Annotated in this window: 10 protein-coding genes; all 10 read left to right on the top strand. The window is 38.6% G+C overall.

Features of this window, described 5'->3' with window-relative positions; genetic code table 11:
• Window positions 1–11: 11 nt before the first annotated feature.
• The 10 genes from ADH81_RS07830 (at window position 12) to ADH81_RS07875 (ending at window position 10,680) form a co-directional block, all read left to right on the top strand.
• Window positions 12–803, top strand: coding sequence for a hypothetical protein (locus ADH81_RS07830; protein WP_049527930.1), 792 nt, complete (start codon window positions 12–14; stop codon window positions 801–803).
• Between the two features lie 11 nt (window positions 804–814).
• Window positions 815–1,630 (top strand): aminoglycoside 6-adenylyltransferase, encoded by an 816-nt coding sequence (locus tag ADH81_RS07835; protein ID WP_049527933.1) that lies wholly within the window; start codon window positions 815–817, stop codon window positions 1,628–1,630.
• Window positions 1,611–2,345 (top strand): CPBP family intramembrane glutamic endopeptidase, encoded by a 735-nt coding sequence (locus ADH81_RS07840; RefSeq protein WP_049527935.1) that lies wholly within the window; start codon window positions 1,611–1,613, stop codon window positions 2,343–2,345. The genes ADH81_RS07835 and ADH81_RS07840 overlap by 20 nt, the downstream gene beginning before the upstream one ends.
• A gap of 53 nt (window positions 2,346–2,398) precedes the next feature.
• Window positions 2,399–4,876, top strand: coding sequence for a DNA topoisomerase IV subunit A (gene parC / locus ADH81_RS07845; RefSeq protein ID WP_080979305.1), 2,478 nt, complete (start codon window positions 2,399–2,401; stop codon window positions 4,874–4,876).
• Window positions 4,877–5,000: 124 nt separating this feature from the next.
• Window positions 5,001–6,023, top strand: coding sequence for a branched-chain amino acid aminotransferase (locus ADH81_RS07850; protein WP_049527938.1), 1,023 nt, complete (start codon window positions 5,001–5,003; stop codon window positions 6,021–6,023).
• 21 nt (window positions 6,024–6,044) lie between these two features.
• Complete coding sequence (locus tag ADH81_RS07855) at window positions 6,045–8,012, top strand: peptide ABC transporter substrate-binding protein (RefSeq protein WP_049527940.1); 1,968 nt, start codon at window positions 6,045–6,047, stop codon at window positions 8,010–8,012.
• Between the two features lie 34 nt (window positions 8,013–8,046).
• Entirely contained in the window at window positions 8,047–8,736 is a 690-nt protein-coding gene (locus tag ADH81_RS07860; RefSeq protein WP_049527942.1) for a DUF969 domain-containing protein, read from the top strand.
• On the top strand, window positions 8,733–9,656 hold the full coding sequence (locus tag ADH81_RS07865; RefSeq protein ID WP_049527944.1) for a DUF979 domain-containing protein: 924 nt from the start codon (window positions 8,733–8,735) through the stop codon (window positions 9,654–9,656). The genes ADH81_RS07860 and ADH81_RS07865 overlap by 4 nt, the downstream gene beginning before the upstream one ends.
• Window positions 9,657–9,669: 13 nt before the next feature.
• Window positions 9,670–10,314 (top strand): pyroglutamyl-peptidase I, encoded by a 645-nt coding sequence (gene pcp / locus ADH81_RS07870; RefSeq protein ID WP_049527945.1) that lies wholly within the window; start codon window positions 9,670–9,672, stop codon window positions 10,312–10,314.
• Between the two features lie 135 nt (window positions 10,315–10,449).
• The gene (locus ADH81_RS07875) at window positions 10,450–10,680 is read left to right on the top strand and encodes a DUF2969 domain-containing protein (RefSeq protein ID WP_000037108.1); all 231 of its coding nucleotides are present in this window, start codon (window positions 10,450–10,452) and stop codon (window positions 10,678–10,680) included.
• The last annotated feature ends 119 nt before the right edge of the window (window positions 10,681–10,799 follow it).

Genomic DNA, 10,799 nt, shown 5'->3' on the forward strand with positions numbered 1-10,799 from the left:
AGTGAGAAAAAATGATAAAAAAAGTAAAATTAATAATAGTCTGTTCTTTAATTTTTCTTTTTATAATTAGCTTATTATGTTTTTTGATTGACTGGTTTGATATAGGAATATTTTCATCCCTAAAAGGGGATTGGCTAAGTTATTTTGGAAGTATAGTTAGTTCAATTGTCAGTATTTTCGGTATTTATTGGACATTAAGAGATAACAGACTTCAGCAAAAAATTGAACACCGTCGTGAGATACTTCCGTATATTATTTATAATTTTAAAAAAATAGAAACAGATGATGATTTTCCAAATATCCAACATATTATGTCTTTTGACTCTTCTGAAATGATTGATCAGGAGGGATATTCATATGATAAAACCGAACTTCTTTTTATTTGTTTGGAGATGGAAAATGTTGGATTAGGAAATGCCATAGTTAAAGATTATATTTTGAACTATAATGGAAAGAGTTTAAAATTAATGGAATTGCAAGAAAAAATAATAAATAACTATCTTGTTATAAAAAAAGGTGAGAAGAGAAATATATACTTACAATTTAGTGTTCCAAATTTTAATGATTATGAAATAGATTATATGGAAAATTATTCTGATACCTATGATTATAATAAAATTGATTTTTCTATTGATATTCTTTTATATGATTTATCAAAAAATTTATATAAAGAAACATTAGAATTTAAAATAAATAAAAATACTGTCTCATCGTATACACTTAATCAAGAAGAATATTACTATATATATAGATTTAACAAAAAGAATATTTTTCCAGAACTTCAAAAATCTGAAGAGGTATAATTAATTCAGAAATGTTAAATTTGATTTTACAAATAGCTAAAAAGATACAGGTTGATGCTGTGGCTCTATCTGGTTCAAGAACAGATGTTCAGGCTCCAAAAGATAAATTTCAGGATTACGATGTGGTCTATATTGTTGAGAATCTGGAGGACTTGATATCTGATTTATCTTGGCTAGACCAGTTTGGAATGCGTCTGATTGAACAGCACAATGTCCTAGGGCACCGTCGTCTCTATCTCATGCTCTTTGAAGATGGAAATCGTATTGATTTGACCCTTTGTCCTAAAGAATACATCAACGAGTGGGTAGCTAGCGAAGCTGATTATATAGTTTTAGTAGACGAGAAGGGCTTGTTCGAGTCCTATTCTCCCAGTCCTCAGCGTTTCTGGACAAGCCCAGCTAGTGAGACGGATTTTGAAAAAGCCTGCAATGAATTTTGGTGGGTATCGGCTTATGTCGTCAAAGGGATACGAAGAAATCAGCTCATCTATGCGACCGACCATCTCTATGGTATTTGTCAGCAAGAACTCTTAAAGATTATGGCCTGGCAAGTAACAAGTGATAAGGGGATTGTCGATGTCGGCAAGAACTCCAAGTATCTCTTTAACTATTTACCTACTGAGAAAGAGAAGGAATTCTCAAATCTGCTTGATTTCTCAAGTTTAGACAAAATTACTCAGTCTTTGTTTTCTATGATGCAACTTTTCCATCAAGAAGCTCAAAGCCTTGCCCAAAAGATGGGCTTTGACTATGATAAGGAAGTGGCTGAAAAGATGATTGAGTATGCTAAGGAGAGACTAGAAACAAATGAAACATTTACAAAATAATAAGATAACAAAATTTTTACTGATTAGTTTTCTCATTTCTTGGGGATTTGGTTGGGGATTGCTCGCTTTTCTGACGCAAATGAGCCTCTTAAGTCTAACAAGTCCACTAGGAGTTTTTCTCCATTTACTAGGAGGTTTCGGTCCAACCATTGCAGCCATTTCTTGTTTGCCTCAAAAATCCATTAAAAGCATAGTCTCTTTTATCTTAGGGGACTCAAAGAAATATATTTTGTTATTTCTTTTACTAATTTTCGTGCAGACAGCTGTCATTGCTTTTTCCTCTAAGGAGCTTAATACGGCTTTTCCACTAGAAAATTTGTTAGTTGTTTTTTTGAGTGCAGTCTGTGTTTATGGTGGCGAAGAAGAATTGGGATGGCGAGGCATCTTGCAACCAACTTTGGAAACTAGATTCTCCTTTTGGATTTCCGGTTTGATAACAGGTTGTATTTGGGCAATATGGCATGTACCTTTATGGTTTGTGATTGGAAGTTCCCAAAGTGGGATGCCTTTTATATTATTCAGTCTATTTGCAATTTATCTCAGTATTCTTCTAGCAGCTGTTTTCAAAAAGACAAAGTCGGTCCTTTTTTGCGCCATTTTTCACGGTCTAATTAATACCCTACTTAGCTTATTTGTTATTAAAATTAATCTTTTATTCATTCTAGGATTAGTAGGATTGCTCTTCTTTTCTCACTACCTACAAAGAAACAGTTAAATTTATAAAAATATAGATTTACTTTACAATAAAATACTAAAAAGAGAATTATTATGTCTAACATTCAAAACATGTCCCTAGAGGATATCATGGGAGAGCGCTTTGGTCGCTACTCCAAGTATATTATTCAAGACCGGGCTTTGCCAGATATTCGTGATGGGCTCAAGCCGGTTCAGCGCCGTATTCTTTATTCGATGAATAAGGATGGCAATACTTTTGACAAGAGCTACCGTAAATCGGCCAAGTCTGTCGGGAATATCATGGGGAATTTCCACCCACACGGTGACAGTTCCATCTATGATGCCATGGTTCGTATGTCACAGGACTGGAAAAATCGTGAGATTCTAGTTGAAATGCACGGTAATAACGGTTCTATGGACGGAGATCCACCTGCGGCTATGCGTTATACTGAGGCGCGTTTGTCTGAAATTGCTGGCTACCTTCTTCAAGATATCGAGAAAAAGACCGTTCCTTTTGCTTGGAACTTTGACGATACAGAGAAAGAGCCGACAGTCTTGCCGGCAGCCTTTCCAAATCTCTTGGTAAATGGATCGACTGGGATTTCGGCTGGATATGCCACAGATATTCCACCCCATAATTTAGCTGAGGTCATTGATGCCACTGTTTATATGATTGACCATCCAACAGCTAAGGTGGACAAGCTCATGGAATTTTTGCCTGGACCAGATTTTCCGACTGGAGGAATCATTCAGGGTCGTGATGAAATCAAGAAGGCCTATGAAACTGGGAAAGGGCGCGTGGTTGTTCGTTCCAAGACTGAGATTGAAAAGCTAAAAGGTGGTAAGGAACAAATCGTTGTCACTGAGATTCCTTATGAAATCAACAAGGCCAATCTGGTCAAGAAAATCGATGATGTTCGTGTCAATAACAAGGTAGCAGGTATTGCTGAGGTTCGTGATGAGTCTGACCGTGATGGTCTTCGTATCGCTATTGAGTTAAAAAAAGATGCCAATACGGAGCTTGTTCTCAACTACCTATTTAAGTACACTGACCTACAAATCAATTACAACTTTAACATGGTGGCGATTGATAATTTCACACCTCGTCAGGTCGGGATTGTCCCGATTTTGTTTAGCTACATCGCCCACCGTCGTGAAGTAATTTTAGCGCGTTCACGCTTTGACAAGGAAAAGGCTGAGAAACGTCTCCATATCGTCGAAGGTTTGATTCGAGTGATTTCAATCTTGGACGAAGTCATTGCGCTTATCCGTGCTTCTGAGAATAAGGCGGACGCTAAGGAAAATCTTAAGGTAAGCTATGATTTTACGGAAGAACAGGCTGAGGCTATTGTTACCTTGCAACTGTACCGTTTGACCAATACGGACGTCGTTGTTTTGCAGGAAGAAGAAGCAGAGCTTCGTGAAAAGATTGCCATGCTTGCGGCCATTATAGGTGATGAGCGGACTATGTACAATCTCATGAAGAAAGAGCTTCGTGAGGTCAAGAAGAAATTTGCTACTCCACGTTTGAGTACTTTAGAAGACACTGCGAAAGCAATCGAGATTGATACAGCTAGTCTGATTGCTGAGGAAGATACCTATGTCAGCGTGACCAAGGCAGGTTACATCAAACGTACCAGTCCACGTTCCTTCGCAGCTTCTACTCTGGAAGAAATTGGCAAGCGTGATGATGATCGTTTGATCTTTGTACAATCTGCTAAGACAACCCAGCATCTCTTGATGTTCACTACTCTTGGGAATGTCATTTATCGACCAATTCATGAATTGTCAGATATTCGTTGGAAGGATATCGGTGAGCATCTGAGCCAGACCATTACAAACTTCGAAACTAACGAAGAAATCCTTTATGTGGAAGTCGTGGATCAGTTTGATGATGCGACAACCTATTTTGCTGCAACTCGTCTTGGTCAAATCAAACGGGTAGAACGCAAAGAATTCACTCCATGGCGGACCTATAGATCTAAGTCTGTCAAGTATGCTAAGCTCAAAGACGAGACAGACCAGATTGTAGCAGTGGCTCCGATTAAACTAGATGATGTTCTTTTGATTAGCCAAAATGGTTATGCCCTTCGTTTCAATATCGAAGAGGTACCAGTTGTCGGTGCTAAGGCTGCAGGTGTCAAAGCTATGAACCTGAAAGCAGATGATGTCCTCCAATCCGCCTTTATCTGTAACACCTCATCCTTCTACCTCTTGACCCAACGTGGAAGTTTGAAACGTGTTTCAACAGAGGAAATTCCAGCAACCAGTCGTGCCAATCGCGGCCTTCAAGTCTTGAGAGAATTAAAGAGTAAACCCCATCGCGTATTCTTGGCTGGAGCGGTCTCAGAACAAGGATTTGTTGGAGATCTCTTTAGTACAGAAGTAGAAGATGGAGAGCAAACGCTTGTCATCCAATCAAATAATGGAACGACTTACGAAGCAATCCTACAAGATTTGAATCTATCAGAACGTACAAGCAATGGAAGCTTCATTTCAGATAGCATTTCTGATGAAGAAGTTTTTGATGCTTATTTCAAAGAAATCTTTAAAGAAATCAAAGAAAATTAAAAATCAGTCCTAGTGACTGATTTTTTATAAGTAAAATTTTCAGAAAATTACAAATAATACTTGAATTTTTAGGAGAATAGTGTAGAATAGAACACAGAGCTTGATTAGAATAAAGGAGATTGTCATGACAGTTACGATTGATTGGGAAAATCTCGGTTTTTCCTATATGAAACTACCTTATCGTTATATCGCTAATTTTAAAAATGGACAATGGTCTCAAGGAGAATTAACAGAAGATGCAACCTTGCATATTTCAGAATCATCTCCGAGCCTTCACTATGGACAGCAAGCATTTGAAGGATTGAAAGCCTATCGTACAAAGGATGGCAGTATTCAACTCTTCCGTCCAGATGAAAATGCTAAACGACTCCAACGTACTTGTGATCGCCTTTTGATGCCTCAAGTTCCAACAGAAATGTTTGTAGAAGCATGTAAAGCAGTTGTTCGTGCCAATGAAGAATACGTACCACCTTATGGAACTGGTGGAACCCTCTACCTCCGTCCACTCTTGATTGGTGTCGGAGATATCATTGGGGTAAAACCAGCTGAGGAGTATATTTTTACCATCTTTGCTATGCCAGTTGGCAATTATTTTAAAGGTGGATTGGTTCCAACAAACTTCTTGATTCAAGATGAGTATGACCGTGCTGCACCGAATGGAACAGGAGCTGCCAAGGTCGGTGGTAACTATGCAGCTAGTCTTTTGCCAGGAAAAATGGCTAAATCCCGTCATTTCTCAGATGTTATTTATCTAGACCCATCAACCCACACCAAGATTGAAGAAGTCGGTTCAGCGAACTTCTTTGGAATTACAGCTGATAATGAGTTTGTAACCCCATTGAGTCCGTCAATTTTGCCATCGATTACTAAGTATTCATTGCTTTACTTGGCAGAGCATCGTTTAGGCTTGAAGCCTGTTGAGGGAGATGTACCAATTGATAGTCTTAATCGATTTGTAGAAGCAGGTGCCTGCGGTACTGCGGCAGTTATCTCACCTATTGGTGGAATCCAACACGGTGATGACTTCCACGTTTTCTACAGTGAAACAGAGGTTGGTCCAGTGACTCGTAAACTATACGATGAATTGACAGGTATTCAATTTGGTGACATTGAAGCACCAGAAGGTTGGATTGTAAAAGTAGATTAAAAATTATTAAAGGAGATCTTTATGAAAACGAAAAAGTGGATGTTAACAGCAGGAGTGGTCCTGAGTACAACAGTTCTTCTTGTAGCTTGTGGTAAAGCCGACAAGGAAGCAGATGCGCCTACAACTTTCTCTTATGTCTATGGAGTAGACCCATCATCTTTGGACTACAGTATCGCAACTCGTACTTCAACAACTGATATCATCGGTAACGTCGTTGATGGATTGTTGGAAAACGATGAATATGGGAATTTGATTCCTTCCCTCGCTGAGGATTGGAGTGTCTCACAAGACGGTTTGACTTATACTTATAAACTTCGTAAAGGGGTTAAATGGTACACGTCAGAAGGTGAAGAATACGCTGAAGTAACTGCGCATGACTTTGTTACTGGGTTGAAACACGTAGCTGATGGCAAATCAGACGGTGTCACTCTTATTCAAAACTCAATTAAGGGCTTGAATGAATATATGACTGGTGAGACTAACGACTTCTCAACAGTTGGGGTTAAGGCAGTAGATGATTATACTGTTGAGTACACTCTAAACGCACCTGAAACTTTCTGGAATTCCAAAGTAACTTCAGCAACTATGTTGCCAGTAAATGAAGAATTCCTCAAAGCTTCTGGTAAAAATTATGGAACGGTCAGTCCAGCTGGTATTCTTTATAACGGTCCATATATTTTGAAGACATTGACTTCAAAATCTTTAATCGAATATGAAAAGAACCCAAATTATTGGGATAAAGAGAAGGTTAAAATCGAGAAAGTTAAATTAACTTACTATGATGGATCAGACCAAGAATCCTTGATCCGTAGCTTCTCTTCGGGTGTTTACACAACAGCTCGCCTCTTCCCAAGTAGCTCAAACTTTGCTTCTACTTTGGAACAATACGGGGATAAAATTACATATAGTCCACAGGATTCAACTAGTTACTACTTTACCTTTAACGTAAACCGTCAATCTTTCAATAAGACAGCAAAAACAAGTGAAGAACAGAAAACTTCTACAAAAGAAGCAATGTTGAACAAGGACTTCCGTCAAGCAATCAATTTTGCTTTCAACCGTCATTCTTATGCTGCCCAGCTCAATGGTGAAGATGGTGCGGACAAGATTATTCGTAATAGCCTAGTACCAGACAATTTCGTTCAATCTGGTGGTAAAAACTTTGGTGATATCGCTCAAAAAGAATTGGTCAACTATGGAGACCAATGGAAAGGTGTTGAGCTCGTCGACGGAAAAGATACCATCTACAATCCTGACAAAGCCAAAGCTTCATTTGAGAAAGCTAAGAAAGAGTTGGAAGTAAAAGGTGTAACCTTCCCAATTCACTTGGATGTCCCAGTTGAACAGACAGATACCATTGCCGTTCAACAAAGTAATTCCTTCAAGCAATCAATCGAGTCAACTCTTGGTTCAGAAAATGTCGTGATCGATGTCCTTCAGATGACTGATAACGAGAAAGAAAGCATTACATCTCAAGCGCGTGTTCCTGCTCAAAAAGACTATGACTTGAACAGTACTGGATGGGCTCCAAGTTACCAAGATCCAGCAAGTTATCTCAATATCATGGATCCTAAGACCGGTTCCGCTATGAAACACCTTGGTATTACTAAAGGAAAAGATAAGGAAGTAGTAGCTCAACTAGGTTTGGACGAATATAAGAAACTCTTGGATGATGCAGTTTCTGAGAAAAATGACTTGGATAAGAGATATGAAAAATATGCTAAAGCTCAAGCTTGGCTTACTGATAGTTCTCTCTTGATGCCAACAGCTTCATCAGGTGGTTCACCAGTTGTCAGCAATGTCGTTCCATTCTCTAAACCATACTCACAAGTAGGTATTAAGGGTGATCCATACATCTTCAAGGGAATGAAATTGCAAAAAGAGATTGTAACTGCTAAAGAATATCAAGCAGCTCTTGAAAAATGGCAAAAAGAAAAATTGGAATCAAACAATAAATACCAAAAAGAATTAGAAAGTCATGTCAAATAAAACAGACTAGTACTTTTGGAATAAAGGGGCCTATATGGAATGGATTAAACTAATAGGGATATTTATCATTGTGGTTGGTTTTATCTATAAGTTAGATACAATCGCAACGGTAGTCTTAGCTAGTTTAGTTACAGCTCTAATTTCTGGAGTTTCTCTTGTTGAATTCTTGGAAATTTTGGGAAAAGAATTTAGTAATCAACGAGTTCTTACGATTTTTATGGTAACCTTGCCACTGGTAGGTTTATCTGAAACTTTTGGCCTCAAGCAACGTTCGATTGATTTGATTCAAAAGATTAAAGGTCTGACCGTAGGAAGTTTTTATACAGTGTATTTCTTTTTTCGGGAACTCGATAGCTTCTTTGCCATTCGTCTAGGAGGACATCCACAGTTTGTAAGGCCTTTGGTTCAACCCATGGGACAAGCAGCAGCAGAGTCTCAATTAGGTAGAAAATTAACGGAGCAGGAGAGCGAAGCGCTAAAAGCGCGTGCAGCAGCAAATGATAATTTTGCAAATTTCTTTGCTCAGAACACTTTCGTTGGTGCAGGTGGTGTCCTCTTGGTGGGGGGCACTCTGGACCAATTAGGTTATGAAAGTAATTATGCAGGCATCGCTTCGGCTTCGCTTATTGTTGCAGGAGTGGCCCTACTTGTGGTAGGAATTTACAATTACCTGTTTGATAGAAAACTGCTAGTGAAAAAGCTTAGTAAAGGAAAAGAAGAATGAGCAATCTAGCAAGTCAGTTATTAGAGTTGACCTATATTGTGATTGGTTGTCAATTCCTTCATACGGCTTATTGTAGCTATAAAGATAAAACAAACCCAGTTCGCTTTGGAACAGCTGGGTTTTGGGCTTTATTGGGCATCAGTTTTATCGGTGGCTCTTATCTACCTTCTATCTGTATTGGAGTTATCGTAGTGCTATTAGCACTACTAACTCTCTTTAAACAGGTTCGTATAGGAACCTTACCGTCTCTGGATGAAGTCAAGGCAAACATTGAAGCTAAACGACTAAAGAATAAAATTTTTATTCCGGTCATGTTAATGGCTTTGATTGCTTTGGCATTAGCAAAAATGATTCCTGACTTTAGTAAGATTGCTATCAGCCTTGCAGCATTTTTAGCAACCATCTCTCTTTTATTGATTACTAAGAGTTCTCCTAAAAGCTTGTTAGCAGAAAATAATCGCATGGTTCAGCAAGTCTCAACTAGTGGGATTGTGCCTCAACTTTTAGGGGCTTTGGGAGCAATTTTTACCGTTGCAGGTGTTGGAGACTTGATTTCGCATTTAATCAGCGGTCTAGTTCCTTCGGGTAGTCGTTTTATGGGTGTAGTGGCTTATGTCCTTGGGATGGTTCTATTCTCTATGATAATGGGGAATGCATTTGCTGCCTTCACGGTTATTACTGCTGGAATTGGTGTTCCCTTTGTATTTGCCTTGGGAGCTGACCCAATCGTGGCTGCAGCTCTAGCAATGACGGCAGGTTGCTGTGGAACCTTATTGACTCCAATGGCGGCTAACTTTAATGCTTTACCGGCAGCTCTCCTGGATATGAAAGATCCAAATGGGGTTATCAAAGCGCAGGTAGGAGTAGCTATTGTCATGATTATCATCCATGTGTTTTTGATGTATTTTTTGGCATTTTAGCAAAGGAAATAAAATGAAAATATTAGTAACAGGTTTTGATCCTTTCGGTGGTGAAACGGTCAATCCAGCCTTGGAAGCTGTTAAATCATTACCGTCAGAGATTCATGGCGCAGAGGTTCATTGGGTAGCAATCCCAACGGTATTTTATAAAGCAGCAGAGGTATTAGAAACAGCAATCGTCCGCTATCAGCCAGATGCGGTGCTTTGCATCGGCCAAGCAGGAGGAAGAGCTAGTCTAACTCCTGAGCGAGTTGCCATCAACCAAGATGATGCTAGAATTCCTGATAACCAAGGGAATCAGCCGATTGACACTCCTATACGCCAGGATGGTCAAGCAGCCTATTTTAGCACACTACCGATCAAAGCAATGGTACAAGCCATAAAAGAGGAAGGGCTACCAGCTACAGTTTCCAATACAGCAGGAACCTTTGTTTGCAATCATTTGATGTATCAGGCTCTCTATTTAGCGGATAAAAAATTTCCACATATGAAATCAGGCTTTATGCATATTCCTTATATGACAGAACAAGTGGTAAATAAGCCTAATACAGCATCTATGAATTTAACTGATATCGTCAGAGGTATCGAAGCTGCGATTGGTGCTATCGTAGATTATAAAGATAAGGACATAAAATTAGTGGGTGGTACAACCCACTAACAATGAGTCTTCACTAGATTAAAAAATTAGATTTTGTCACAAAAACTCTTTATCAAGGTTGTCTTGATAAAGAGTTTTTTTCTTGCCAGTTTTTTAAATTTCTTGTACAATAGGAAGAGTGAAAAGAGGTATCGTATGAGTAAAAAAGATAAAAAAATTGAAATTCAATTAACAGACGCGACTGTTTTAGTTGGTAAGGAAAAGTATGAAGGGTATACTTTAACGATTGGTAAAAAGGTTATTGGTGAAATTGCTGAACTAGATAATCAATTTGCGATCATAAAGAATGGAAATGTCGATAGTTTTTATAAAAAACTTGAAAAAGCTGTGGAAATTTTGATTGAAAACTATAATTTAGCAAAATAAAGCTTGTTTTTTGTAAATTTTCATGATATAATAGTTTTTGTTGAACATTGGAGAGATAGCGAAGAGGCTAAACGCGGCGGACTGTAAATCCGCTCCTTCGGGTTCGGGGGTTCGAATCC

This window comes from Streptococcus pseudopneumoniae, assembly GCF_001072925.1.
GTDB classification, from domain to species: domain Bacteria; phylum Bacillota; class Bacilli; order Lactobacillales; family Streptococcaceae; genus Streptococcus; species Streptococcus pseudopneumoniae_Q.

Bases quoted from the DNA above. Each gene is read 5' to 3' on its own strand.
- ADH81_RS07830 (WP_049527930.1), top strand. From the start codon at position 12: ATGATAAAAAAAGTAAAATTAATAATAGTCTGTTCTTTAATTTTTCTT.
- ADH81_RS07835 (WP_049527933.1), top strand. From the start codon at position 815: ATGTTAAATTTGATTTTACAAATAGCTAAAAAGATACAGGTTGATGCT.
- ADH81_RS07840 (WP_049527935.1), top strand. From the start codon at position 1,611: ATGAAACATTTACAAAATAATAAGATAACAAAATTTTTACTGATTAGT.
- parC (WP_080979305.1), top strand. From the start codon at position 2,399: ATGTCTAACATTCAAAACATGTCCCTAGAGGATATCATGGGAGAGCGC.
- ADH81_RS07850 (WP_049527938.1), top strand. From the start codon at position 5,001: ATGACAGTTACGATTGATTGGGAAAATCTCGGTTTTTCCTATATGAAA.
- ADH81_RS07855 (WP_049527940.1), top strand. From the start codon at position 6,045: ATGAAAACGAAAAAGTGGATGTTAACAGCAGGAGTGGTCCTGAGTACA.
- ADH81_RS07860 (WP_049527942.1), top strand. From the start codon at position 8,047: ATGGAATGGATTAAACTAATAGGGATATTTATCATTGTGGTTGGTTTT.
- ADH81_RS07865 (WP_049527944.1), top strand. From the start codon at position 8,733: ATGAGCAATCTAGCAAGTCAGTTATTAGAGTTGACCTATATTGTGATT.
- pcp (WP_049527945.1), top strand. From the start codon at position 9,670: ATGAAAATATTAGTAACAGGTTTTGATCCTTTCGGTGGTGAAACGGTC.
- ADH81_RS07875 (WP_000037108.1), top strand. From the start codon at position 10,450: ATGAGTAAAAAAGATAAAAAAATTGAAATTCAATTAACAGACGCGACT.